This window comes from Streptomyces goshikiensis, from assembly GCF_014650555.1.
Lineage (GTDB): Bacteria > Actinomycetota > Actinomycetes > Streptomycetales > Streptomycetaceae > Streptomyces > Streptomyces goshikiensis.
Map to the genome: position 1 here is coordinate 380,552 of NZ_BMVE01000003.1, position 25,054 is coordinate 405,605.

General features: G+C 72.1%; 23 protein-coding genes. 6 read left to right on the forward strand and 17 right to left on the reverse strand.

From position 1 onward, the window contains the following. Nucleotides 1–28: 28 nt before the first annotated feature. Complete coding sequence (locus tag IE248_RS11815) at nt 29–1,954, reverse strand: M20/M25/M40 family metallo-hydrolase (protein WP_190030674.1); 1,926 nt, start codon at nt 1,952–1,954, stop codon at nt 29–31. A 323-nt stretch (nt 1,955–2,277) separates the two neighbouring features. Between IE248_RS11815 and IE248_RS11820 the strand changes: the two genes are divergently transcribed. Then, nucleotides 2,278–3,156 (forward strand): peptidoglycan recognition protein family protein, encoded by an 879-nt coding sequence (locus IE248_RS11820; protein ID WP_229895263.1) that lies wholly within the window; start codon nt 2,278–2,280, stop codon nt 3,154–3,156. 119 nt (nt 3,157–3,275) lie between these two features. Continuing rightward, nucleotides 3,276–4,916, forward strand: coding sequence for an AMP-binding protein (locus IE248_RS11825; RefSeq protein ID WP_308438142.1), 1,641 nt, complete (start codon nt 3,276–3,278; stop codon nt 4,914–4,916). Between the two features lie 13 nt (nt 4,917–4,929). On the opposite strand, the gene IE248_RS11830 is transcribed toward IE248_RS11825, so the two are convergent. The 4 genes from IE248_RS11830 to IE248_RS11845 all read right to left on the reverse strand — a co-directional run bounded on the left by IE248_RS11830 (nt 4,930) and on the right by IE248_RS11845 (nt 8,175). After that, complete coding sequence (locus tag IE248_RS11830; RefSeq protein WP_008742334.1) at nt 4,930–5,256, reverse strand: putative quinol monooxygenase; 327 nt, start codon at nt 5,254–5,256, stop codon at nt 4,930–4,932. Between the two features lie 120 nt (nt 5,257–5,376). Then, nucleotides 5,377–6,114: an IclR family transcriptional regulator gene (locus IE248_RS11835; RefSeq protein WP_073780012.1), complete on the reverse strand. Its 738-nt coding sequence runs from the start codon at nt 6,112–6,114 to the stop codon at nt 5,377–5,379. A 191-nt stretch (nt 6,115–6,305) separates the two neighbouring features. After that, nucleotides 6,306–7,556, reverse strand: a complete 1,251-nt coding sequence (locus IE248_RS11840) for a DUF6545 domain-containing protein (RefSeq protein ID WP_073798658.1) — start codon at nt 7,554–7,556, stop codon at nt 6,306–6,308. 13 nt (nt 7,557–7,569) lie between these two features. Continuing rightward, entirely contained in the window at nt 7,570–8,175 is a 606-nt protein-coding gene (locus IE248_RS11845; RefSeq protein WP_073798659.1) for a hypothetical protein, read from the reverse strand. Nucleotides 8,176–8,485: 310 nt separating this feature from the next. Here IE248_RS11845 and IE248_RS11850 point away from each other — a divergent pair, with 310 nt between their 5' ends. Beyond that, nucleotides 8,486–10,564 (forward strand): SpoIIE family protein phosphatase, encoded by a 2,079-nt coding sequence (locus IE248_RS11850; protein WP_073798660.1) that lies wholly within the window; start codon nt 8,486–8,488, stop codon nt 10,562–10,564. 54 nt (nt 10,565–10,618) lie between these two features. Here IE248_RS11850 and IE248_RS11855 read toward each other — a convergent pair whose 3' ends face one another. Continuing rightward, nucleotides 10,619–11,119: a hypothetical protein gene (locus IE248_RS11855; RefSeq protein WP_229895264.1), complete on the reverse strand. Its 501-nt coding sequence runs from the start codon at nt 11,117–11,119 to the stop codon at nt 10,619–10,621. Nucleotides 11,120–11,590: 471 nt separating this feature from the next. Between IE248_RS11855 and IE248_RS11860 the strand changes: the two genes are divergently transcribed. Continuing rightward, nucleotides 11,591–12,511, forward strand: coding sequence for a hypothetical protein (locus IE248_RS11860; protein ID WP_190030676.1), 921 nt, complete (start codon nt 11,591–11,593; stop codon nt 12,509–12,511). A 254-nt stretch (nt 12,512–12,765) separates the two neighbouring features. Here IE248_RS11860 and IE248_RS11865 read toward each other — a convergent pair whose 3' ends face one another. The 7 genes from IE248_RS11865 to IE248_RS11895 form a co-directional block, all read right to left on the reverse strand. Next, nucleotides 12,766–13,818: a serine hydrolase domain-containing protein gene (locus IE248_RS11865; RefSeq protein WP_190030677.1), complete on the reverse strand. Its 1,053-nt coding sequence runs from the start codon at nt 13,816–13,818 to the stop codon at nt 12,766–12,768. An 87-nt stretch (nt 13,819–13,905) separates the two neighbouring features. Beyond that, nucleotides 13,906–15,003 (reverse strand): glycosyltransferase family 4 protein, encoded by a 1,098-nt coding sequence (locus IE248_RS11870; protein ID WP_190030678.1) that lies wholly within the window; start codon nt 15,001–15,003, stop codon nt 13,906–13,908. Then, complete coding sequence (locus IE248_RS11875; protein ID WP_190030679.1) at nt 15,000–15,536, reverse strand: dCTP deaminase; 537 nt, start codon at nt 15,534–15,536, stop codon at nt 15,000–15,002. The genes IE248_RS11870 and IE248_RS11875 overlap by 4 nt, the downstream gene beginning before the upstream one ends. Then, nucleotides 15,533–16,069, reverse strand: a complete 537-nt coding sequence (gene dcd, locus IE248_RS11880) for a dCTP deaminase (RefSeq protein ID WP_190030680.1) — start codon at nt 16,067–16,069, stop codon at nt 15,533–15,535. Before dcd ends, IE248_RS11875 begins: the two co-directional genes overlap by 4 nt. After that, nucleotides 16,066–17,295, reverse strand: coding sequence for a metallophosphoesterase (locus IE248_RS11885; protein ID WP_190030681.1), 1,230 nt, complete (start codon nt 17,293–17,295; stop codon nt 16,066–16,068). The genes dcd and IE248_RS11885 overlap by 4 nt, the downstream gene beginning before the upstream one ends. Further along, the gene (locus IE248_RS11890) at nt 17,292–18,572 is read right to left on the reverse strand and encodes a carboxyvinyltransferase (protein WP_190030827.1); all 1,281 of its coding nucleotides are present in this window, start codon (nt 18,570–18,572) and stop codon (nt 17,292–17,294) included. Before IE248_RS11890 ends, IE248_RS11885 begins: the two co-directional genes overlap by 4 nt. Nucleotides 18,573–18,646: 74 nt before the next feature. After that, nucleotides 18,647–19,057: an ATP-binding protein gene (locus IE248_RS11895; RefSeq protein ID WP_190030682.1), complete on the reverse strand. Its 411-nt coding sequence runs from the start codon at nt 19,055–19,057 to the stop codon at nt 18,647–18,649. A gap of 175 nt (nt 19,058–19,232) precedes the next feature. Here IE248_RS11895 and IE248_RS11900 point away from each other — a divergent pair, with 175 nt between their 5' ends. Together IE248_RS11900 and IE248_RS11905 are read left to right on the forward strand one after the other, a co-directional pair. Beyond that, entirely contained in the window at nt 19,233–20,510 is a 1,278-nt protein-coding gene (locus IE248_RS11900; RefSeq protein WP_190030683.1) for a helix-turn-helix domain-containing protein, read from the forward strand. Then, on the forward strand, nt 20,507–21,061 hold the full coding sequence (locus IE248_RS11905) for a flavoprotein (protein WP_073798662.1): 555 nt from the start codon (nt 20,507–20,509) through the stop codon (nt 21,059–21,061). Before IE248_RS11900 ends, IE248_RS11905 begins: the two co-directional genes overlap by 4 nt. An 85-nt stretch (nt 21,062–21,146) precedes the next feature. Here the strand turns inward: IE248_RS11905 and IE248_RS11910 are convergent, their stop codons facing one another. The 4 genes from IE248_RS11910 to IE248_RS11925 all read right to left on the reverse strand — a co-directional run bounded on the left by IE248_RS11910 (nt 21,147) and on the right by IE248_RS11925 (nt 24,938). Then, entirely contained in the window at nt 21,147–22,256 is a 1,110-nt protein-coding gene (locus IE248_RS11910) for an aryl-sulfate sulfotransferase (RefSeq protein WP_190030684.1), read from the reverse strand. An 86-nt stretch (nt 22,257–22,342) separates the two neighbouring features. Next, the gene (locus IE248_RS11915; protein ID WP_229895265.1) at nt 22,343–23,362 is read right to left on the reverse strand and encodes an ABC transporter substrate-binding protein; all 1,020 of its coding nucleotides are present in this window, start codon (nt 23,360–23,362) and stop codon (nt 22,343–22,345) included. A 41-nt stretch (nt 23,363–23,403) separates the two neighbouring features. Further along, nucleotides 23,404–24,153: an ABC transporter ATP-binding protein gene (locus tag IE248_RS11920; RefSeq protein ID WP_190030686.1), complete on the reverse strand. Its 750-nt coding sequence runs from the start codon at nt 24,151–24,153 to the stop codon at nt 23,404–23,406. Continuing rightward, a complete protein-coding gene (locus tag IE248_RS11925) occupies nt 24,150–24,938 on the reverse strand; it encodes an ABC transporter permease (protein ID WP_190030687.1) in 789 nt (262 codons plus the stop codon). The genes IE248_RS11920 and IE248_RS11925 overlap by 4 nt, the downstream gene beginning before the upstream one ends. Nucleotides 24,939–25,054: the final 116 nt, after the last annotated feature.

The window sequence follows — 25,054 nt, forward strand, 5'->3', positions numbered from 1 at the left end:
CTCACCACCTGCTCCGTGCGTCGAGTTGTCAGAGTCCCGCGAGCGTGAGAGCAGCCGTCGTGACGCCCCGCGCGATGTCGGTCGCGTACCCCGTGTCGTGGTCCGGGTCGTCGAGCGTGTCGCCGGGCCGGTGGTACTGCCGCGTACCCGACGCCGGCTCGGCGCCGTCGAAGAAGTTCTCGGAGACGGCCACCGCCGCCCAGCCGCGCTCGTGGAAGCTCGCGTGGTCGCTCCGCCCCGCGGCCGGGTCGCCGGGACCCGTGATCCGCTCCACGGTCAGGCCCGCGGAGACCGCCGAGACGGCCCGGGCCAGCACCTCGCCGAGCTCCTCCGAAGCCTGGGCCGCCGGGCCCGCGACCGCCGCGCCCGCGTGCACCTCCACCGTGTGCCCGCCGTCCCGCCGCCCCGCGATCATGTCCATCTGGAGGACCCCGGCGATGCTGTCGCCGGCCGCCGCGGCGGCCCGCGCGTACACCTTGCTGCCGACCAGCCCCTGCTCCTCGGCGTTGAACAGGACGAAACGCACCGTCCGCGCGGGACTGCGCCCGGCGGCCAGGAGCCCCGCCAGGCACTCGGCCGCCGCCAGTACGGCGGCGACCCCGCTCCCGTCGTCGTCGGCCCCGGGCGCCGGATCGGCGGCGGGATCGTAGGGGCGCGGCACACCGGCGCCGTCCACGTACGCGCCCTGGTCGCCGGTGGAATCCAGATGGGCCGTCACCAGCACCGCGCCGTCCGAGCCCGGGACCCGGTGCTCGGCCTCCACATTGGCGATCCGGTGCCCCCGCCAGGTGAAGGGGCGCAGCCGTACGGTCAGACCGAGCGCGGCGAACCGGCCGGCCAGCGCCTGCGCGACGAGCACGTTGTCCGCGCCCGCCGCGTGCCGGCCGCGCACCGTGTGCGCGCCGCCCTCGACCAGCGGCGCGGCGCCCGAGACACGGGCGACGTGGGCGCGCATCACCTCCGGGGTGACGGCCGCGCGCACCGCCTCGACGGTCTCCTCGGACGGCGCCCCGGGCGCGAAGCCGGCGGCCGTCTCCCGGGCGGGGGCCTCACCCGGGCGGGACAGCAGCGCCGGGTCGGGGAGCAGCCGCTCGGTGTGCCCGGGCCGGGCGCCCGGCAGGTGGATCCCCTCGACGGGGACGCCGGCCGCGGCGGCGAGGTAGACGCCGCCCGGGGCCGGACCGAGGGAGAGGAGCGCCGTGCCCGCCCCGGCGAGCTCACCTGAGGCGAAGGCGAAGGCGGCCGAGGCGCGCAGGTCGCCCTCCACGGCCGCCAGTGCCTCGGGAGGCTCACCCGCGGGCGCCTCCGGGGCCGGCACCGGGCGGTCGTCGCGCAGCAGGAAGGCCGCGGTCTCCTCCACGGAACCGCGGGGGTCGGTCGTGAAACCGACTTGCCGCAACGCGCTCGCGCCCCGCTCGCTCGCCATGGCGAGCACGAGCCGGTCGGAGGCGACGTGCACCGGGACGACCTCGGTCCCGTTCGCGACCGCGTCGAGCTCGGCGAGGCCGCGTCCCCCGGGCAGGCCGATCCGCGTCCACAGCACCGGGCGGCCCTCGACGGCGGCCTGCGCGAAGACGGGATGGGCCGCCGTGCGCAGCCCCGCGGTACGGGCCACCGTGCGCTCGTCGGGGTCCTCACCCACGAAGACGCAGCTGTCGGCCGGTACGCCGGCGCTCGCGACCGCCCCGTCGAAGATCCCGCGTTCGGTCTTGGGCCCCCAGTGCAGCAGGGCCGCCTCGGTGAACTGCCCCGCGAAGGCCGCGTCGAGCGCCGCCCGCGCGCGCTCCCGCGCGGCGTCCCCGGCTCCCGGGTTGGAGATGATGCCCCTGCGGACCCCGGCGAGGGCGGTCAGCACCTCGACGACCCGGGGGCGGGGCCGGAAGGTCAGGGAGCCGTCGTCCTCGAAGCTGACGTCGGCGAGCGTCGCCCCGATGTCGAAGAAGAGTACGGACATCTCGGGGCCTTCCGAGAGATCACCGTCTGAACGAGTGGAACCGCGTCGACCATTTCGAACTGTGTCGAACCGAGTCCCGGGCCCGAGCGATCCGCTCAAGGGCTCCGGTACGTCCATTCTCGCGCCGGGCGGGACGGGGCGCATCCGCAGTTTCCGCCGGTGAGGCGCATCGGTGTTGTTTCCGGGCGGTAGTTGATCCGGCGACGACGACCGCTGGTACGAAGCGGTTGCTCTCGCCGTCCCACCGGAGTGCCTGCGTGCCCCGGACGCGGGTCGTCCCCTTCACTGGTGACCCCTCACGCCAACGGAAGCGGGCCCCGTACATGACGTCACACGCCGAGCCGCAACTGCCCTCCTCCTCGCCCCAGTCGCGGCAGCCGCTGCCCCTGGTCACCCGGCGCACCGCCCTCGCCGGAGCGCTCGGGCTCGGAGCCGCGGCTCTGCTGCCGTCGGCCACCCCCGCGCGCGCCTCGGCCGCTCCCGCCCGCGCGCGGGCCGCGAGGGCGGGTGCCTCGGCCGCCGCGACGCCGGAGATCTTCGGCTGCGGGACCTGGGGCGCCCGCGCCGCCTCCGAGTCCGTGGTCGTCCTGGCCTCCCCGCCGCAGCGGATCGTCGTCCACCACACGGCGACCGCGAACGTGACGGACTACTCGAAGGACCGCGCGTTCGCCCTCGCCCGGGCGATCCAGAACTACCACATGGACATCCAGGGCTGGATCGACACCGGCCAGCACTTCACCGTCAGCCGCGGCGCCTACGTCACCGAAGGCCGCCACCGCAGCCTGACCGAGCTGAACGCGGGCCGGCACCAGGTCCGCGCGGCCCACTGCGTCGGCCAGAACACCGTGGCCATCGGCATCGAGAACGAGGGCACCTACACCAGCGTCGAACCACCGGCCAAGCAGTTCGCCGCCCTGGCCGCCCTCTGCGCGCACGTCTGCCAGAAGTACGGGCTGTCGCCCTCGGAGATCTACGGACACCGGGACTTCAACGACACCTCCTGCCCCGGCGACCGTCTCTACGCCATGCTGCCCCGGCTGCGTCAGGAGGTCGCCGCCCTGTTGGGCGTGCCGCTGCTCGACCAGCTGTGGGACGGCGACGAGGGCTGGGACCGCTGGCCCGGGCCCTCCGAGTTCCTCCCGGCCAGGGAACTGAACCGGGAGCTCGAACGATCGGGGCTGTGGCTCCCGCGCGGGAACTGACCGGTCCCCGGTGATCCGACCGGCCCCGGGCCCACGGCCGCCCGGGGCTGGTTCGCGCGACCTCCGGAGGGGATCATGAGGGAGCGCCGGCCCGCCCGGCGCGCCCTCGCCACCGATTCCTGGAGGTACGTGTGTCTGCAGCGTCGAGCTATGCGTCCGGGGTGTTCGAAGTACCCCTGCTGGGGGACACGATCGGCGAGAACCTGGACCGTACGGTGCGCAGGTTCCCCGGGCGCGACGCGCTCGTCGACAGGGCGGCGGGCCGCCGCTGGACGTACGCGGAGTTCGCCGCCGACGTCGACGCCCTCGCGCTGGGCCTGCTGGACCTCGGCATCACCAAGGGCGACCGGGTCGGGATCTGGGCCCCGAACCGGGCCGAGTGGACGCTGGTGCAGTACGCCACCGCCAAGATCGGGGCGATCCTCGTCACGGTGAACCCCGCTTACCGCTCGCACGAGTTGGAGTACGTACTGCGGCAGTCCGGGATGCGGATGCTGGTCGCGGCGGAGCGCTTCAAGAGCTCCGACTACGCGGCCATGATCGAGGAGGTACGGCCGGGCTGCCCGGAGCTGGAGTTCACGGTCCTGCTGGACGGGCCCCGCTGGACGGACCTGCTGGAGCGGGGCCGGCAGGGCGATCCGGCCCGACTCGCCCGGGTCCAGGCCGAGTTGAGCGCCGACGACCCGATCAACATCCAGTACACCTCGGGGACCACCGGCTTCCCCAAGGGCGCGACGCTCTCGCACCACAACATCCTCAACAACGGCTTCTTCGTGGGCGAGTTGTGCCACTACACGGAGCTCGACCGGGTCTGCATCCCGGTGCCGTTCTACCACTGCTTCGGCATGGTGATGGGGAACCTGGCGTGCACCAGCCACGGCGCCGCCATGGTCATCCCCGCGCCCTCCTTCGAGCCGGCCGCCACCCTGGCCGCCGTCGAGGCGGAGTCCTGCACCTCGCTCTACGGGGTCCCCACCATGTTCATCTCCGCACTGGCCGACCCCGGCTTCGACTCGTACGACCTGTCCGGCCTGCGCACCGGCATCATGGCGGGCTCGCCCTGCCCGGTCGAGGTGATGAAGGAGGTCATCGACCGGATGGGCATGACCGAGGTGTCCATCTGCTACGGGATGACGGAGACCTCCCCGGTGTCGACCCAGACCCGCGCCGACGACTCGGTCGAACGCCGCGTCTCCACGGTCGGCCGCGTCGGGCCGCACCTGGAGGTCAAGGTCGTCGATCCGGCGACCGGCCGGACCGTGCCCCGAGGTGAACCCGGTGAACTGTGCACCCGCGGCTACTCGGTCATGCTCGGCTACTGGGGCGAGCCGGAACGCACCGCCGAGGCCGTCGACGCGGCACGCTGGATGCACACCGGCGACCTCGCGGTCATGGACGAGGACGGCTACCTGGGCATCACCGGCCGGATCAAGGACATGGTGATCCGCGGCGGCGAGAACCTGTACCCGCGGGAGATCGAGGAGTTCCTCCACACCCACCCCGACGTCCTGGACGTCCAGGTCATCGGGGTCCCCGACCCGAAGTACGGGGAGGAGCTGATGGCGTGGGTGCGGATGCGCGAGGGAGCCGAGCCGCTGACCGCGGAGACCGTCCGGGCGTACTGCGCGGGCCGGCTGGCCCACTTCAAGATCCCGCGCTACGTCCATGTCGTGGAGGAGTTCCCGATGACCGTCACGGGGAAGATCCGCAAGATCGAGATGCGCGAGACGGCGGCCCGGCTGCTGGATCCTCCCGCATGACGGCGGACCCGCCCTACGGGCGGGGCGACAGCTCGGCCATGGCGCTCCAGCCCTGGCCGGGCACCTCGACGTGGATGATCTCCGGCGTCTTGGCGATGGCGCCGGCGAGGGTGTCCATACCGGCCTTGAAGTGCTCCGACGCGACGTGCGCGGCGCCCGCCTCGGCGTCGGCGAAGGCCTCCAGGAGGGTGTACTTGTTCGGGTCGTCGACGCTGCGCGACCAGTCGTAGAAGAGGTTCCCCGGCTCGTTGCGGGTGGCGCGGGTGAAGTCGTCGACGAGCGTGAGCCAGTTGTCGCTGTGCTCCGGGCGGACGTCGAACCTGACGGCGATGAAGATCATGCCCTCCAGCCTGGCAGCACTCCGGGGCCGGTGTCACCAGGAACGCCGGATTTCCGGCGGTGTCGGAATGCGCGCGGCGCACCCGTGCGGGCGGGGCGTCAGGAAACGGCGGCCGCAGCGTCAGGAAACGGCGGCCGCCGCGTCGGCCAGCGCGGCGCGGATCCCCTCCGGGCGCCGCCGGAACTCCTCGGTCGGCAGCGACACCGACAGGGCGTGCACCGCCCCGTCGTCCCCCGCGCGCGGCAGCGCGACCGCCAGGCAGGTGTACGAGGGATCGGCCTCCCCGACCGAGACCGCGAAGCCCTGCCCCCGCACCCGGGACAGCTCCCTCTCCAGCCCGTCGGCGCTCGTGATGGTCGCCGGGGTCAGCCGGGCCATCCCGTGCTCGGTGAGGTAGCGCCGCAGCGCCGGCCCCGGCAGCTCGGCCAGCAGCGCCTTGCCGTGGGCGGTGGCGTGCGCCCGGGTCTCGCGGCCCGGAGCGAAGGGGTTCGCGGTGTCCGTGACCGGCGCGGTCGTGTCGACGACGGTGATCAGGCCGCCCCGGTAGGCGGTGTAGTACGCCTCGGCGCCGGTCGTCCGCCGCAGCCGGGCCAGCAGGTCCGTCATGCGCGGCGCGGGCTCCAGATGCCGCAGGAAGCTCCGGTGCAGCAGCGGAACGCGCGGCCCCGGTACGTACCCGCGCGCCGTACGGACGACGTAGCCGCGCGCGGCGAGCGGGGCCAGCAGGTGGTAGGCGGTGGACAGCGAGCACCCCACCCGCCGGGCCAGCGCCTTGGCGCTGACGGGCCCGGGCGCGTCGGCCACGGCGTCGAGGATCTCCAGCGCGCGGTCGACGGACTGCGGACCGGTGTGCGGCATGGTGGGTTCCCCGGGAGGAGCGAGAGGGCGGGCGAAAGGGCGAAGCCCGAGCCTACGCCAGCGACGGCGACGCCCCGGAGCCGCCGCCGCACCCCACGCTCCGGCGGTCGGGGCGCCGCGTCGTGCCTTCGATGGAACGCCCGCCCGGCGGGGCCAGTCGGTGGCCCCCGGAATCGCCTGCCGGGCGGGGGTCACCGTCGGCTGTCCTCCAGGGCGGCGGCGTCCCGGAACGACTTGACCACGTCCGACGACAGGGCGCGGGACATCCGGACCAGCCCGGCGGGATGGTCGGGCAGCGTGAGGACCGAGCGGTGGTTCTGCCGGAACGGCCCGGGCAGCCCCGGTAGCCCCGCCGGTCCCACCTGTCCCGCCAGGCCCGTGTCCTTGCCCGCCGGGCGCTCGCGGCCCCACACCACCACCGCGTGCGCGAGGGCGGCGGCGTCCGCGATGGCGACGACATCGTCGGCGGAGCGCGAGCTGCGCCGGGCCTCCTCCAGCGCGCGTTCCCGCTGCCGGGCGTCCAGGTGCGGGCTGACCGCGAGGATGCCGTCGTGGATGTCGGACTCCAGCTGGGTCACCCGGATCTCGATCGAGGTGCACGGGCCCGCCGCGAGATCGATGCTGCGGTGCATCGCCTCGCGCAGCTCGCGCCACAGCGGACGCAGCTGGTAGAAGCGGCGCCACATGTCCCAGTACGCCGCCAGGCGCTGCGAGAGCAGCGGCAGCACGAAGCCGAGCCCCGCCACCAGGGCCGACAGCGAGGCCAGGGCCGCGGCGTAGCGCGTGCTGAGCTGGTCCCAGTCGCGGTGCGCCCACCGGGCTCCGATGGCGCTGAACTTGAGCACGTCGTAGGAGAGGTTGAGCAGGTAGCCGAGGGTGATCAGGGCCAGCCCGGCCTTGAGCCCGCCGTGGACCTCCCGGGCCCACCGCGCGCACAGGAACGAACCGATGACACCGGCGGTCGTGTGCGCCAGGAGGTAGAGGAGGATCATCTCCCTGATGAACGGCGTGGACGCGTAGTAGGTGTCCAGGTCGGTGAGCCGCTCGACCGGGGTGTCGCCCAGCAGGAACAGCACGTTGACCGCGACGATCACCGCCGCGGTCACCGCCGTACAGCGACGGGCCCAGCGCGCCGCCCGGTCCGCCTCGTCCGGGCCCCGGCTCCAGTGGATGATCAGCAGGATGTTGGCACCGGAGAACGCCGTCAGCAGCGAGTAGACGATCGGGGCGGCGGCGTTCGGGACGCCGGTCAGCCGGTTGACGGCGGCCATGGTCGGCACGGCGCAGGAGAAGAACACGCCGATCGACGTGGTGAGCAGCACGCACACGGACCGCAGCAGCCGGTCCTGGGGATGGCGCCACAGGGCGGGGATCCGCGTGCCCAGGATGAGCGCCAGGAACGTGCCGGGTACGTAGAAGGCCAGGCCGTGGGGATCGTTCATACGACGGGCCCGTTCATGAGCGCTTCCTTCGGGCGGGGCCGCCGTGGTGATCGGTGGCGATGGAGTCGATCAGCGCCTGTACGGCGGCCAGCGTCCGGGGCGAGGCGTCCCGCAGCCCCCGGAAGGCGATGCCGCCCAGCTGGTTGCGGCTCTTGAACTCGGCCATCAGCCGGGACTGCTCGTCGGCCAGCCGCGCGCGCAGCGCCCGGTCGAGGGCCTGGGAAGGGGTCGCCGTCAGGAAGCCGCGGGGCACCCGGAAGAAGTCCTCGATGCGGGCGGCGTGCTCCAGGGAGGGCTTCTTCTCGCACTTGACGATCTGGCCCAGCCACTGCGAGGTCAGCCCGGCGCCGTCGGCGATCTCCTTGAGGGGGTACGGCCTGCCGTCCGGCCGCAGCCGGGTCGCGCGCAGGAACTCCAGCCGCTGCCCCACCTGCTCCAGGAAGCTGACGGCGGCCATCGGCCGGCGGTCCAGGCCCGCCGCCACCACCTCAGGGGGCAGTCCGGTGCTCAGCGACAGGCGGGCGGGGTCGAGGACATCGGACCGGTCGAGCCCGGAGTCCTCGATGAGCTCGTCCAGGCGTGCCAGCGTGGCGAGATGAGGATCGGCCTCGTCAGTCACGGGTGCTCCCGGCGGGATGGGTCGGCTGGTGCGGGGCGTGTGCGGTGCGGCGCGGAGCGGGGTGGTGCGCGGGGCGTGTGCGTACGGGTGCGCGGTGGTGCGGCCGCCGGGTACCGCCGAGGCCGCCAGTCACTGAACCAGATCAACGATCGGTTCCACAACAGAAACGATCGTTTGTCCCAGGCGCCGCCCACGGGCCCGGGGAGCGGTCCCCGGCCGCGCGGGCGACCATGGACTGTGTGTGGAGCGCGCACCGGAGGTACCCGCGGGTAACCGGCGCGTTCGCCCCCGGGAAGGAGGCGGGTGCCGGATGGACGACCCGATCCCGGTCGAGCAGCTGATCGCCGGAGCCGCCCAGGACGCCGGCGGCTGGCTCGGGGCGCTGGCCGTGGCCCAGGTGGCCACCAGCGCCGACGGCACCATCGTGCGCTGGAGCAACGCGGCCCAGGAACTCCTCGGCTACGCCCCGCCCCAGGTGGTGGGCCGCCACATCTCCGAACTGCTGCACCCGGGGGCCGACCGCAGCCTCGGCCGCTCCCTGTGGGAGACAGCCGCCACCGGCCGCGGGGTGATGGGCACGGTGACCGCCTGGCACCGCGAGGGCCATCCCCTGGAGCTGGAGGTCTGGGCCTGCCCCGTGTCCGGCCGTCGCCACGGCGCCTCCGCCGTGCTCGTCTTCGCCGCCGACGCCCACGCCGCACGCCGGATCCGGGGTTCGTCGGCGGTCTGGGACGGACTGTTCGCCCGCTCCCCGGTCGGCATCGCCGTCCTCGACACGCAGCTGCGGTTCCTCCAGGTCAACCCGGCCCTGGAGGAGATGAACGGCCTGCCGGAGTCCGCCCACCTCGGGCGGCGCCTGGCCCAGCTGCTGCCCGAGGTGAACTCCGCCGAGATGGAGGAGGCGATGCGGGAGGTCCTGGCCACCGGCGAGCCCGTCCTGGACCGCCGCCGGGTGGGCCGTACACCGGCCGACCCCGAACACGACCGGGTGTGGTCCTGCTCCTACGTCCGGGTCGAGGACCCCGGCAACCGGCCCATCGGCGTGATCGCCTCCCTGCTGGACATCACCGAGCAGCAGCGCGACCACACCGAGGCCGAGGCCGGCCGCCGCCGGCTCGCGCTGCTCAGCGAGGCCAGCGTCCGCATCGGCGCCAGCCTGGAGCTGGAGCGCACCGCCCAGGCGCTGGCCGACCTCGCCGTCCCGTACCTCGCCGACGCGGTCACCGTGGACGTCCTGGACGTCCTGGCCCGCGGCGACGAGCCCGGCCTCGGCCTCTCCGCCGGCTCCGCGCTGCGCCGCCTGGGCAAGGCCCCGCTGGGCGGTTCCGCCGTCACCGACATCCTCGCGCCGCTGGGCAGGACCCTCACCTTCCCCGCCACGGCCCCGTACACCCAGGTGCTGGCCGACCGGCAGCCCTACCTGATCGGCCGGCTCGACGAGGAGTCCGTCGCCCCCGCCGCCCGGCACTCGCCGAAGCCCGCCCGGCTGCTGACGGCCGGCGTGCACTCCTTCATGATGACCCCGCTGGTCGCCCGGGACGTGGTGCTCGGCATGGCCACGTACTACCGCACCCGACCCATCGGCCCCTTCGGCTCCGACGACGTCACCCTCGCCGCCGAACTCGCCGCCCGGGCCGCCATCAGCATCGACAACGCGCGCCTCTACCACCACGAGCACGAGACCGCCGTCATCCTCCAGCGCAGCATGCTGCCCCAGCACATCACCCCGCCGCGCGGCTTCGAGGTGGCCCACCGCTACCTGCCCGCGAGCGACGTCAACGAGATCGGCGGCGACTGGTACGACGTGCTCGCCCTGCCCGACGGCAAGGCGGCCCTCCTCATCGGGGACGTGATGGGCCACGGCATCCCCGCCGCCGCCGTCATGGGGCGGCTCTCGGCCACCGTCCGGGCCCTCGCCCGCCTCGACCTGTCACCCACGGCGCTGCTGCTCCAGCTGGAGGCGGCCCTCGCCGACCTCGCCGAGCCGATGCTCGCCACCTTCCTGTACGTGGTCTGCGACCCCGCGTCCGGCCGCTGCACCCTGACCCGCGCCGGGCATCCGCCGCCCGCCGCGGTGCTGCCGGACGGCACCGTCCGGCTGCTGACCACCCCGCCCGGCGCGCCCCTGGGGGTCGGCGGCATCGCCTTCACGACCAGCGAGGTCACCCTGCCGGCGGGCAGCATCCTCATCCTCTACACCGACGGCCTGATCGAGGCCCGGGGCCGGGACATCGACGAGCGCCTCGGTGAACTCACCCGCCTGCTCACCGAGCCGCAGGGATCGCTGGACCTCCTGTGCGACTCCCTGATCAGCCACCTGGTCCCGGCCTCGGCCGACGACGACATCGCCCTCCTCACCGCCCGCATCGGAGCCGTCACCCCGGTGTGACGGCAGCGGCCCCCACAACCCGGGCGGGGCCGTGGGGGCCGCTGCCCCGAGGGGTCAGTGGAACAGCATCGAGGCGTCCCCGGCGGCCGTGGTGACCGAGCCGGGGCACAGGAAGCTCCCCGAGGTCTTCACGGCGGTGAAGGCCTGGTTGACGTACTTCCGGGTGGCCCCGTCGCGGTTCCAGACGGTGTTGGTCGCCTTGTAGCGGCAGGAGATGAAGCTCATCTTGCCGGTGATGTCGATGAGGTCCGCCTTCGCGGTCCCCGCGGTGTCGTCGAAGGTGAAGGCGGGGTTGTTGTTGAGGGTGGCGGTGATGCCGCCGGCGCAGCTCAGGTTGCCGCCCGGCGTGTTGATGCTGGTGCGGTCGACGCTCAGCGCGTTCGGCGGGTCGGCGCTGGTACGGGCGTTGGTCCAGCCGCAGGTGTTGCCCGCGACCACGATGGTGCCGTCCAGGCGCTGCTCGGCGGTGGGGCCGAGGGCGGAGGCCGCCGTCGATCCGACGAGCACGACGGCGGCGACCAGGGCGGTCACGGCCGGCAGTCTGGGGATTCTCATCATGGGGCTCCTCTTCGCCGCGGCCGTGTGGGGTGTGGCCGGGGAAGGGGAAGGTCCCACAAGGACCTTGAAATGTCAGGGCCACGTCAATCATTGGCTGAATGGCACCGGCCCGGCCCCGGCATCGCCATCGGCCACGGCGGGTGCTCCCCGGACCCGGCAGCTCTGCTATCGGTATAACCCGGTGGTCGCGATGTGCTCTGCGGCATTGAGTGGGGAGGGGAAAACGTGGCAACTGGAACTCTCGGGACAGCTACGGACGACGACGCTGGTGCAGGCAGTGCAAGTGCACAGGGCTTGGGTACTGCGCCTGCTGGGGTAGCTGAGCCTGTTAGGCCGACGGCGCTGGCTCGCGTAAACGGCTGGCGTTCTCGTCGTCGGCGCCGATCTGGTGATCGAGAGGTGGCGAAGTTACAAGAAGCGCTGGATCGCCTGGGCAGTACGCGACCTGTCCCAAGGCGCCTGCGTGCGATGCTGCGGATCTACGGGGTATGCCACGCGCGCTTCCGGAACCGGCTGGTGCTCGCCGAGCTGTGTCTCTGGGCTTGGTCGGGTGTGTTGTTCGTCGTCGTGGCCCCGCGTCTGTATCGGCTTCCTTCAATGAAGTCTCCGTGGCCAGGCCTGACGGCTATGCCCCCGGACCGACTGGTCGATTGGGTGGGTCGGCAGAACGGCCTGCTGGTTGGTGTCGGCGCGATGGCAGCGGTCGCCTACCTGGTCTATGTCGTGCTCATGGTGGTGGTGATCCTTGGCTCGGGGTACATGTTGGTCGCCTGGCTGAGGGGGGCCCTCGTGACCCGACAGTTGTTCCCCACTCTCTGGAAGCCCAAGACGTTCCTCTCGGTCCGGACCCTGGTGGCAGCGGTGGAGAGTTGTGCCTCTGCCTACAGCGCGGGTGGTGAACGCAAAGCCGTGGCGATTGCGGAGGTGTCGAACCAGGTCCGGACGGTGTCTCGCGTGATCCTGAGGTTGAGCTCGACACGTGGGTCGCTTCCATGGAGGTCGAGGCGTCGCTCCGCACTCAGGGCTCATGCCCAGCTGGTTGTCGGCAAGCTGCATGCTGTGGAGCAGGAGCTCGACAGGAACCCCAGCGTGGCTCTGCGTGAGCTGGCGGAACTTCTCCTGACCATTGCCGGCCGTTACGCCGAGGGCCGCATCGGACTACTGCTCGACGGGGAGGACCTGGAAGGAGTCGAACCGGCCCGCGCTCGTGCAGTGGATGCCGCCCGGGCAGCAATCGCGGTAGTTCTCACGGTCGTGGCGGTGTTCGCCGTCGCATCTCTGGACCTTCCGCAGGCGATTGAAGGCTACGCAGTTGCCGGCTCTGGCGTGGTCGTCATGGTCATGGTCTACGGGCCTCAGGTGATCGCTGAGTATCGACGGCGCCGATGAGGAAACGTGTCCCCAAGCAGTGGCGCCGCCTGCTAGATCAGCAGACCGGATGCCCTACATGGCCGTGTAGTCGCGGGTGTCGGACGCGTCGAGTCGGGCTCAGATTGGTTTGGCCTGCTTCTCCGGTTCCTGCAAGACCGAACAGTTGGCGAGGGCGACGAGGAAGTCCATCGACGGTACCCCCAGACGACGTCCTCATCTCTCAGGGTCCGGTCAGAGGCCAGGCGAGGGATCGCGCTGGCCTCCTTCGATCCCTACGTGTACTGCCGACCCTTTGTAGCGAAGGCGGTCGTCCGGAAAGCGTTTCGGACGGCGGTGAGGGGCTCGCGGTCACGGTTGAGGCGGAGTTTGTTGGTAAGCAGGATGGCCCAGCGGCTCTGAGCGGGGCTGATCCACATGCCTGTGCCGGTGAAGCCGTAGTGGACCCAGATCTCGTCGGTTGGGTCGGTGCCGGGGGCGGGGTGCCAGAAGAGGCCGCGGGCGGGGGTGAGGGCGCCTGTGTGGATGCGGAGGGATTCCTTGATCCAGGTCGGGCCGAGGGCGGCGTAGGTGGGGGCGAGCATGTGGCGGAGGAGGCTGGTGAGGTCGCCGAGGACCGAGAAGGCGCCGGCGATGCCGCAGACGCCGTCGAGGAGGCGGGCGGAGAAGTCGTGGGCGATGCCCTTGAGGTGGGTGCCGGTGGCCTCGTCGTACTCGGTGGGGGCGCAGCGGGCCGCCTCAGCATCGGGGAGGGGGCCGAAGCGGGTCTGGGTCATACCCAGGGGGTGCCAGATGCGGTCGGTGGCGAGCTGGTCCAGGGGCTGGCCCGAGAGGTGTTCGGCGAGGTAGCCGAGGACGAGGGCGGCTCGGTCGGTGTATTCGACGGCTTCGCCTGGCGGGCGATGGAGGGATTCGTGGAGGACGCCGTCGCGGACGTCTTGGGGGTCGGTGCCGTAGAGGTTCTTCAGGTTGGCGCGCAGCGGCAGGCCGGCGGTGTGGGTGAGCAGGTGGTGGGCCGTGGGCTGGGCCAGGGGGTGGCCTGCGACTTCGTCCCAGAAGGTGCCCAGCGGGGTGTGGAGCTGGAGCTTGCCCTCTTCGACCAGGGTGCCGACGGTGGACCAGACGGCAAGGATCTTGGTGAGGCTGGCAACGTCGAAGATGGTGTCCAGTCTCATGGGCTCGTCGGGTCGTTCGGGGTCGAGGAGGCCGACGGCTCCGCTGGCCTGGATGCCGTCGGCGTCCCCGACCGCCCACACCGCGCCGGGGTAGACCTCGTCGCGGACGCCGGTCTGGAGGAGGTCTTCGATCCGGTCGGTGGTGCGGGTCATGGTCTCCCGATCGTCGTGGGCCGCGGGTGGTCCACCCGCCAGGTTAGTGACGCGGCCGGGGCGGTGCCGACTGCGCCACGGGTGGTGTCAGGCGAGCCGTCGGCCGAGTACGGCGATGGCTGCGACGGTGGCGCTGAGGGGGAAGCGGGCGGCGTTGGTGCGGCCAGATGCGCGGAGCATCTCCAAGAGGCCTGGGGTAGTGCGCAGGCGGTGGAGGTCGTGGACTGCGGTGGTGGCGTTGGTGAAGTCGGTTGCCAGGCCGCTGCCGGAGAGGGCTTCGTTGAGTCCAGGTACGGGTTGGTAGAGGACGGGGAGTCCGCAGGCCTGGGCTTCGAGCGCGACGAGGCCCATGGCTTCCAGGGTGGTCGAGGGCACGGCCAGCACGTCGTGGTCGGCGAAGACCTTCCAGAGCTGTTGCCGGTGGAACCAGCCGAGGTAGCGGACGTGGACGCCGTGCTGGCGGATGACCGGTGTGAGGTCGTGGAACTGGGCGCGCGGGGCGGCAATGCTCAGCTCGACCGAGGGGGTGGCCGATACGGCTTGGAGGAGGGGTTCGAGGCCCTTCTCGGAGCTGAGGCGGCCTGCGAAGAGCACCCGCAGATGGCTGGTGGGGCGCCAGGCGGGGCGTGGTGGTGGGCTGGTCAGGAGGTGGTCGGGGACGCCCCAGGGGATCTTCTCGATCTTGCGCCTGTCGGTCTTGGGTGTGAGCTTGAGCAGGCGGTCGGCCATGGCGCCGGTCGGGACGACGATCGCGGCGGCGGCGGTGGCGGCCTCGCGCAGGACGCGCAGCTGCGTGCTGTGGTTCTCGGCGTACAGGAGGTCGGTGCCGTGGACGAATGCGATCCGCGGGTGGGCGGGCAGCGCACGCAGGAGGGCGGGTGTAGCGCCGAAGGCCAGGTGGTGCAGGTGCAGGATGCCGATCTGACGCGGGTTGATGGCTGCCGCCATGGCGTGACGCAGGTTCCTGACGTACCGGTTGAACGCGGAGCCGCTGATGGACTTGCCGGATGCGTGGAGGAGATCGAGGCCGGCGGGAGTCCGGGGGCGGGGCCCTTCGGGAGCGAGCATGAAGGCACGGGCGGGAATGGCAGGTTGTGCACCGGTGTAAAGGTCGAGGAAGAGTTCGATGCTCCCGCCGGGGCTGGGGTACGGCAGGTCGAGGGCGGTGGCGACGAGAGTGTTCACTGGCGGCCTCCGGGGTTCTCCTCGTAGAGGCGCGAGGTTTCGATGCCTTCGCTGGAGCGGTACTTGAGGCCGTGCTGCTGGTAGCTGGCCGGGGCACCGTGGCTGCGGAGGAAGACGAGCTTTCCGAACGTCATGCCGGGCCGGACGCGTACGGGCCGGGTGGCTCGGATCTCCAGGGTCCAGCGAATCGCGTGGCCCTGGTGCCCGAGTGGCGCCGATACGTGGACCCAGATGCCGAGGGATCCGGTGGTCCGGTCGCCGTTGAGGAGTTGGGCATAGGTCTCGGAGCCTGTGCGCTCCAGGGTGTGGCCGAGGTAGAGGTGGCCAGGCTCCAGGAGGTACCCGTCGTCGGGGAGGGCGAGCTCGCGGAAGGCGGTGGGAGCGGCGGCGTCGAGGTCCCCCTCGCAGACGCGGAGGGTGCTTCCCAGTCGCCAGTCGTAAGCGTTGGGGGAGAGGCGCCTCGGGTCGTACGGGTCGATGGTGATGTGGCCCGCGTCGCGGGCGGCGGCGATGGCCGGTCCGGTCAGGATCATGACGCCGCCCCCGACGCGTCGAGGTCGCGCCAGTAGGCGGAGGACTGGGGACCGGAGGCCGCCTGGTACTTGCCCGCGTACAGGTCCACCGCGCCTTCGGACACGAAGAACATGATCTGCCCGATCCTCATCCCGGCGTAGACACGGACGGGGCGGGTCGGGGTGAGCATCAGGGTCCACTGCCCGTGGAACCCGATGTCCCCGATCGGTGCGGTGATCTCGACGAAGAGGCCGAGTCGGCCCACGGAGGAACGGCCGAACAGCAGCGGGACGAAGCAGTCGGAGCCCACCTCCTCCTGGGTGTGCCCCAGGTACAGCTCGCCGGGCTGGAGCGTGTACCCGTCGTCGCCGATCTGGATGCGGCGCGTGGGGTTGGGGTGATGGGAGTCCAGGACCTCCTCCGTGTAGGTGAGCAGGACCGGTCCGAGGCGGACGTTGTAGCTGTTCGGGTTGACCTGGGCGGGCAGGAACGGATCGATGCGCAACCGCCCGTCCTGTGACGCGGAGGTGATCTCGGGGCCGGTCAGGATCACTGGTCGTCTCCGTTCGTCAGCATGCTCCGGATCGCCGAGCCGAGACCGAGGCCGGCGGGGTGGGTGCGGCCGCCGAGGCAGCCGTCGGCCAAGTAGTCGGTGGTCAGCACGCTCGTCAGCCCGGCCGGAAGGGGGTCGGGGGAGGTGACGAGTGGCCCGACCCGTTCGGTGAGGTGGGCGACGAGGGCCCCAGGGTCGTGGCGGTGGGCCGGCGCGACGCGGGCCTCGACCAGGGTGTTCGCGAACGGCTCGATGGCCAGCAGGTCGCCCGTGGTCAGGACCTCTCCCAGCAGTGTCGTGCGAGCGGTGGTCTCGTTCAGGACGACCGCCTCCCTGCCCAGTCCGCTGCGGAGCCGGTCGGCCACGTCTTGAAGGAGGGCCCGGCGGTCGAGCTGGTGGTTCCGGTAGGGCTTCGCGATCCGTCCGAGCGGTTCTGCCAATTGAGCGTCGACCGCGGCCATTCGGTCCCGCAGGGAGGCCAGCTCGGGAGGCAGCTCGGATGACGCGGCCCCGGCGGAGTCCGGGAAATGTGCCGTACGTCCGACCCAGCCGTCGGAAGCGGGCTCCGCGATGGCGTAGCCGACGGCGAGCTCGCGACCCTTGACGACGACGGTGTTGCCGACGCGGGCAGGGCCCGCGTGCTCGCTGTGGCAGTGGCCCGCGAAGATCACGTCCAGGAAGGGGCAGGCTTCGGCAAGCTTGAGGTCTTCCTCGAAACCGGAGTGGCTGAGGAGCACCCAGGAGTCGACCTCGTGGTGGTGCGCGAGCATCAGCTCACGCAGCGCCTGCACCGGGTCGGTCGCCCGGTGTCCGGACCGCTGGCCGACGGGGATCGAGTCGAACGCCTGGAGTCCGATTACCCCGGTGACGGCCGTACGCCGACCTGCGACCTCCACGATGCGCAGCCGCCGGAAGAGGGGGTTGCCGTTCACGGCGTCGACCGTGTTCGCGCACACGGTCCGTCGGTGGAGTGCCGGTTCGAAGTGGTGCAGCCAGCCGTGGTTCCCGGGGGCGATGACGTCGTACAGGCCGAGCAGGATCTCCTTTTCCAGGGAGCCCTGGCCCAAGCGGTAATAGCCGGTGCCCTCGAAGAAGTCACCACAGTCCACCAGGAGACTGTCCGCCCGCGACTGGTGAAGGTGGCTGAGCAACAGGCCATCGGCGCCGAGGGCGGAGTGGACGTCGGTGGTGGCCATGATCTGGCGCAGCGAACGGCTCGTGGTCATGGGGCGACCTCGCAGATGTCGGCGCCGAGGTGGAGGAGCTTGCCGGGCAGGTCGGCGTGGCCTCGGCGGAGCTGGTCGACACCGCCGAGGGTGGTGATCCCGCGGGCGGTCAGAGCGGCGACCATGAGGGCGGATCCGGTGCGGATGTCCGTGGCCTCGACACCGGTCCCGGTCAGGCGCTGCGGCCCGGTCAGCCGGCACTCGGTGGGCGAGATCTCCTCGATCTCGGCGCCGAGCCTGGCCAGCTGGGGAAGCAGGTTGCCGTGTCGGCCGGGGTTGATCGAGTCGGCGAACAGGTGCGTGCCGGGCTGGCTGAGGGCCAAGGCCATCAGCGGCGGCTCGAAGTCCGCGTCCAGACCGCCCGGCGACAGGGTGGCGATGGCCCGCAAGGGCTGACCTGTCGGCCGGGCGTTTCCGCCGTCAACGAGGAGGGCCTCGTCTCGGACTGAGGTAGGGATGCCCAGACGCTGGAGCGCGGCCTGCAACGGCACAAGGTCGCGCCCGCGGATGCCCTCGATCCGAGCGTTGCCCCCGGTGGCGGCCACGGCACAGGCCAGGGTCCCTGCCTCGATCTTGTCGCCCGGTACGCGCCAGGCGGTGATCTCGGCGGGGATCGCCGCCGCCTTGAGGTCGAGGAGCTGCTTGCTGACCCGGGCCTCCCAACCGACCGAGTCCAGGGCATCGAGCACAGCCAGGACTTCCGGCGACAGGTTCGGCAGACCCAGGCGCAGGGCTCGGCCAGCGACGACCGCACGGAGTACGGCGGCGATCGTCGCGCCGCGCGACCGGAAGGGCAGCACGAGGGAGACCGTGCCGGTACGCCGTTCCCCGGCCTCGACGATGTAACCGGCGTCTTGGACGGTCGCGCGGTCACCGAACGCTTCGTACACCTTGAAGTGCAGGTCCATCCCGCGCTCCCCGATCCGGCAGCCACCGGGCCAGGGCAGCCGGGCACTGCCCTGTAAGGCAAGAAGGGCCGCCACCAGGTAGTAGGAGGCCCGGATGCCCGCGGCACGGCCCAGATCGGCAGCAGCGGGTGCGGTCTCCGGCGCCATGACCAGCAGACTGCCCTGCTGCCCGACGGCCTGAGCGACATGCCAGCCGGCTCCTTGCAGCAGTGCCAGCATGGACTGGACGTCGGCGCTGGCCGGGACGTTGTCCAGCTGGACCGTCCGTCGCACGGCCGCCGCGGCGGCCAGCATCGGCAGGGCGGCGTTCTTGGAACCGTCGACGGTGACGGAGCCGGACAGAGGGCTCCCAGGGCGTACGGCGATCACCTCGGGGTTCGATGCCGAGGTTCGGGTGAGGGACACGATCAACTCCTTCAAAGAGGAATGTGCTTGGAAACCGCTCACCTGGCGCGGAGGGAGCCAATGGGCGCATCGAACTCGGCCCAGCAGGACTTGCCCGAGGCGTTCTGCTCGACGCCGTGTCGGTCGGCGAGAGCGGCGATGATCAGCAGGCCGCGGCCGTCCTCGGCGTCGGTACGGGTCCGACGCTCATAGGGGAGGGCCGGGCTGTGGTCGCATACCTCGACGCGCAACCGCCCTCCCTGCAGGCGAGCGGTCACAGAGGTACCTCCGCCGCTCGTGTGCTGGACGGCGTTGGCGAGCAGCTCCCCGGCCACGGCTTCTGCGCTGTGCAGCCCGTCATCGCCGAAGCCGCGGTGCCAGCCTCTGATCTCGTTCATCACCTGGCGCCGGGCAGAGGCGGCGCCTTCAGGCGTACCTGTCACCGGCAGGGTGACCTCGTGCACTTCCATGAGCGGCCTCCTGGAGGGGTGCGGTTCCACCAGGCAACCGGCTCATGGACGGGCTCCGCGATGTCCTGTGCGGGCGCTGCATCGCTTATGCACGTTGTGCATGGCGGGCAAGTCCCCTGCCGCTAGGCTCGGTTGAGCAGGCAGGATCGGTCTCGGCAGAAGGGCCGTGGTGCAGATGGCCGACACACAGGGCGAGGCGCACCGCATCGGTGAACTGATCCGCCAAGCGCGGGTCTTACAGGGCCGCTCACAAGCGGACGTAGCCGCCGATCTCGGCTACCACCAGTCGAAGATCAGCCGCTTGGAGGGTGGGCGCGGAACCGACGACATCCGAGTCCTCCGCAACGTCGCCCGCATCCTGCGGATCCCGCTGGCCCACCTCGGGCTGGCGGAGACCGCCCTGGAAGCCGAGCCCGACGATCCGGAGACAGAAGACATGCTGCGCCGCCGTACCCTACTTGCCGCCAGTGTCACCATGCTCGCTACCCCCACGCCCGTGGCAGTGGCGCATCCGGACCTGGTCCAGGCCCTTCTTCCCGGCGTGCTGCCGACTTCGACGATCGAGTCATCCTCCGCGGAACAGTTTCGGCAGCGCGCCATGAACGTGCGGCGACTTCTGACCACATGCGACTACGCGGAACTGGAGCGAACGCTTCCCAGCCTGATCACGGATCTGCGCCAGGCGGCCCGCAGCTCAGCGCAGCCGGAGGAGGTGTCCCGCTTCCTGGCCATCGCCTACCAGACCTCGGCCAGCCTCCTGCTCAAGCGGGGAGACCCAGGTACGGCGTGGCTCGCCGTTGGCCGGGCCATGGCCGAGGCGGAGCGCTTTGGTGACCCGCTTGTCCTCGCCGCCAGCGTCCGGCTTCAGGCGCACGTCCTGGTGCGTGAGCGGCATGCCCGCCAGGCGGTCACGCTGATCCAGCACACTGCCTCTCAGCTCACCGGCTCGTATGACCGCCGCTCTCCTCACCATCTCGCGGTCCTCGGCTTACTCCTGCTGCGCGGAGTCACTGCCGCAAGCCGTGCCGGCGACCGAGCCGCGACCAGCGAGTTCGTCACCGAGGCCAAAGAGGTGGCGCACTACGTCGCCTTGGCCCAGCCAGACGCCTGGGCCAACTTCAGCTCGATCAACGTCACACTGCACCAGATCAGCGCCGCCGTGTCCTTCGGTGATGCCGGCACCGCCCTCGACGCCGCCCGCCCGCTCATGCGCCGCCACATCCCGGTCCCCGAGCGCCGAGCTGCCCTCTGGATCGAGACCGCCCGCGCCTACGCCCAGCAGGACCGCCTCGCCGACGGCTATCAGGCTCTGCGGATCGCCGAGACCTGCGCCGCCCAGGACGTACGCCGTCCCGCCGTCCGCGAGCTGGTCGCCGACATGGCCTCCCGGGACCGCCGTCGTACGCTGCCAGAGCTCCACCACTTCAGCCGCCGACTGGGAGTACCCGCGTGACCGAGCCGCAGCGCAAGCCCTTCCTGTACGTCGTCGTGTGCGCGGCCGGGGTCGCCGACGATGTCGGCAGACTGATCACTGCGGCACAGGAGCAGGGCTGGGGCGTGGGTGTGATCGCCACACCCCAGGGGCTCGGCTTCCTGGACGCCGCAGCTGTCGAGGACCAGACCGGGTATCCGATCCGCTCGGCGTGGCGCTCACCCGGCGAGGCGAGGCCATTCCCGCCGGCCGACGCCATCGCCGTCGCACCGGCCACCTTCAACACGGTCAACAAGTGGGCGGCCGGGTTCGCGGACAACCTCGCCCTCGGGATCCTGTGCGAGGCCAGCGGCATGGGAATCCCTACTGTGGTCCTTCCGTACGTGAACAGCGCCCTCGCTGCCCACCGGGCGTACCAGAGAAGCCTGGCCGAGCTCCGCGAGATGGGTGTCCTGGTCAGCAGCTACCAGCCTCACCCTCCCAAGTCCGGCGGAGGCGCCGACCGCTTCCCCTGGCAGGAGGCGGTCGAACTCCTGGCCCCAGCAATCCGCGCGGAGGCCGAACGTCCGTGAGGTACCTCACGGACGGCGTGGACCGTGCTGGTGCTCGAAGACATCGGCTGACGGGAAGCGAACCCGCGCTATGGGCTTGGTGCGCTCAGAGCCAGGGGATCTCCTCGGCTGCGTAGCGGTAGGCGCGGAAGACGGAGTTCTGGGCGCCCCGCGAGGACTCCAGGCCCACGCCCCGTCCGAACGAGCCGAACTCGGGGACCACGTACTCCCACACCACGTCCCCGTCCGGGGTCACCTCGAAGAGCCGGCCGAAGGAGCCCTCGGCGATGAACGTGTTGCCGCCCGGGAGCCGTTGGGCGCTGGACATGTACGGGCTGTAGAAGTTCTGCGGCGGGTTGTCCTCGTACGACCACACCTCCTCGCCCGTGCGGGGGTCGATCTCCAGCACCCGCGAGTACGGGACGGACGTGGTGTCGCGATAGGTCCCGTTGTCGAAGACCAGGATGTTGCCGCCCGGCAGTTCGTGCGGATAGTGCTGCTGGGAGTGCGTGTCCGGGCCGATCCGCCAGCGGACGGAACCGTCGGCGCGGTCCACGGCCACCGTGGTGGAGGCGCTGCGGAACCCCACGACGACGCCGCCGTCGGCGAGTTCGCCCACGGTGTTGGCCATTGGCCAGTGCTCGCGCGCGAAGTGCCGGTCCAGTGGCACCTGTTCGGGGTCCAGGTGCTCGATCGCGGCCCAGCGCCAGACCACTTCGCCGTCCCAGGTCAGCTCGTACACCACGTCCCCGTGGATCACGCCGCCCGCGGCCTCCGAGCCGGGGATGCCGCCGCGGACGCGGGCCGCGTCGGCGGGGGCGAGGGGCTCGACGCCGAGGACGAGCAGGTTGCCGTTGCGTAGGACCGAGGCGTCGTGGTGGTGGAAGGGGTGGCGGACCTCGCGCACCACGGAGCCGTCCGGGGCGAGTTCCTGGAGGATGCCGCCGTGGTAGACGTCCCAGATGGGGAACAGCGTCGGACCGCCGGTGTCCTTGCCCTGGTAGAAGAGGTTCCCGTTCGGGAGCAGCCGGGCGTGCCGGCCCGGCGGGTGCGGCGGGTTCCAGGTGTGGACGGCCTTGCCCTCGATGTCGACGAGGAAGACCTCGCCGGGCCCCGCGATGGGGGTGTAGAGCGTGTACCCGCCGAAGCTCCGCTCGGGGTCGTGGGCGCGCAGGCCGACGCCGCGGCGCCGCAGGGTGTTCTGGTCGACGGTCATGGTGCTGCTCCTCCGTAGGGGGGTGGTTGGGGTCCGGTGGGAGAATCGGGTGGTGCGTGAGGGCGGGCGTGGGCGCGGGCGGGTGGTCAGCCGGCCGTGACGGCCGCCGGGTCCACGGCCCGCAGCGGTGCGGTGTGCAGCCGGCGCGCCAGTGCGGCGCGGTCCGCGGGCCCCGGCAGGCCCTGGGCGGCCTTCGCCCAGGCGGCCTCCTCCGTGAGCTGGGTCAGCAGCTCGGCCGACAGCGTCGCGCCGTACCCGTAGCGGGGCTGGAACGCCTCGGCGTATCCGGGCTGGAGGGCGCCCTTGGACTGGGCGAGTACGGCGGCCCGCGCGCCGGCCGGATCGGCTGCCAGCTCCCGCTGGGCGCGCACCAGGGTCCGCAGCACGGCGGAGGTGCTCGCATCGCTCGCCTTCGGGCCCGCGACCAGCAGCGTCCGCGCGGTGTAGCCGCCGAACGGCAGCTCGGCGTAGCGCGCGCCGAGGGCGGTGCGCGCGGCGTCGTAGAAGCTGGGGAAGGTGACCCCGGCGTCGATGTCGCCGCGGGCGAGGGCGGCGGGGACCTGGTTCGGGGCGAGGTTGACCACGGTCACGTCCGAGGCGGTCAGCGCCGCCGAGCCCAGCATCCGCGACAGCGCGTACTCGACGTTGGTGCCCTGCGGTACGCCGACCTTGCGACCCCTCAGCGCCGCGAAGCCGTTGATGCCCCGGTCGGTACGGGTGAGCAGGCGCCAGTCGGAGAAGCGGGACAGGTCGGCGACGATCCGCAGGTCGCGGCCGCCCAGGGCGGCGGTGACGGCGGGCAGGTCGCCGACGACGCCGAGCTGGGCCTGGCCGCCGAGCACCGCGTTCAGCGCGTCGCGGCCGGTGGGCAGGGTGGTGACGGTGGCCCGGACGCCGTCGGCGGCCCACAGCCCGCGCTCCTGGGCGAGGTGGACGGGCGCGCCGCCGAGGTGGTCGCTGGCGGCCAGGGTGACCTCCTGCCCGGTGTCGCGCGCGGCGGAGGCGGACGTACCGGAGCACCCGGTGCCCAGGGCGGCGAGCAGCCCCGCCAGCACGAGGGCGACCACCGGACGGGGTCTGCGAAGGCCGGAGGCGGTGAGGGACACGGGGGACTCGCTTCCTTGAGGCTGCGGTGTGGGCGGGGGTTTCATGGGGAGCCGAGTTGGCGGGCGATCAGGGTGCGCAGGTCCGGGTCGGGGGGTCCGGCGGGTAGCGCGTGGTCGGCCAGGACGCGGCCGGGGGAGCCGCCCAGGACCACGACCCGGTCGGCGAGGGCGAGCGCCTCGTCGATGTCGTGCGTCACGAACAGCACGGTGGTGCCGGTGCGCTGCCACAGCTCCCGCAGCAGTTCCTGCATCCGGGTCCGGGTCAGTGCGTCCAGGGCTCCGAACGGCTCGTCCATCAGCAGCACTTCGGGTTCGGCGGCCAGCGCCCGGGCCAGCGCCACCCGCTGCCGCATGCCGCCGGACAGCTGCGCGGGATGCTTCTCGGCCCCTTCCGCGAGGCCCACCTCGGCCAGCGCCGCGAGGGCCCGGCGGCGCCGCTCCGGCCGGGACAGCCCGAGCCGCTTGAGCGCGAACTCGACGTTCCCGCGCGCCGTGCGCCACGGGAACAGGGCGTAGTGCTGGAAGACCATGCCGCGGTCCGGACCGGGCCCGTCCACCGGGGTGCCCGCGACGGTGACCCGCCCGGCGGTGGGCCGGACGAAGCCCGCCACCGTGTTGAGCACGGTCGATTTGCCGCACCCGCTGGGACCGAGCAGCGCCGTGAACGACCCGTTGGCGAACTCCAGTTCGATGGCGTCGAGCACCGGAGCCGCGCCGCTCGCGCCCGCATTCCGCCGCCGGGTGCCTCCGTAGGAGACCGACAGCCCCTCCAGCCGCACGCTCCCGCTCATGACGCGCTCCAGTGCACGAAGCGGCGCCCGATCGCCGCGAGAGCCGCGTCCACGCCCACCCCGAGGAGACCGAGGACCAGCAGGCCCGCGAACATCCGGTCCACCCGCAGGAACTGGCCGTCGACCTGGAGGCGGTAGGCCAACCCGGAGTCCGCGCCGCCGAGTTCGGCGGCGACCAGGGCCAGCAGCGCGACCGAGGCCCCGTACCGCAGCGCCGCGAGCAGGGCGGGCGCCGCGGCCGGCAGCAGCACCTCGGTGAACCGGCGCCGCAGCGGTGCCCCCAGCGAACGGGCCGCCCGCAGATGGGTCACCGGGACCCGCGAGACGCCGTCATGGACGTACAGCCACACCGCGAGGAGGACGGCGTACGCGATCAGCAGGCGCTTGGCGCTCTCGCCGATGCCGAACCAGGCGGTGGCCAGCGGCACCAGCGCGATCGCCGGGATGGGCCGCAGGAACGAGACGAGCGGGGTGACGGCGGCGGAGAGCCGCGGCAGGTAGCCGGTGGCGAAGCCCAGCGCGCCGCCGAGGGCCGCGCCGAGCGCGAAGCCCTGACCGGCGCGGGCCAGGCTGGCGGCGAGGTCCGTGGCCAGGGTGCCGCCGCGCGCGCCGTCGGCGAGCGCGGCGAAGGTCTGGCGGGGGGTCGGCAGCAGCCCCAGGGCCACCACACCGGAGCGGGCGAGCACGTACCAGAGCGCGAGCACGGAGCCGGCCGCGACCAGCGCCGGGCCGAGCCGGCCCGGGATCCGGCCGGCCCGGCCCGGCGGGGAGAGGGTGGCGTACACGGGCAACTCCTCGTTCATTGATAAGTGAGGTCAATAATTGACCACGCTTATGAACGCGGTGTTGCGGCGGTGCGAAACGTTCCGGAGCCCCCGAGGGCGCCGATCGGCCATGCGGT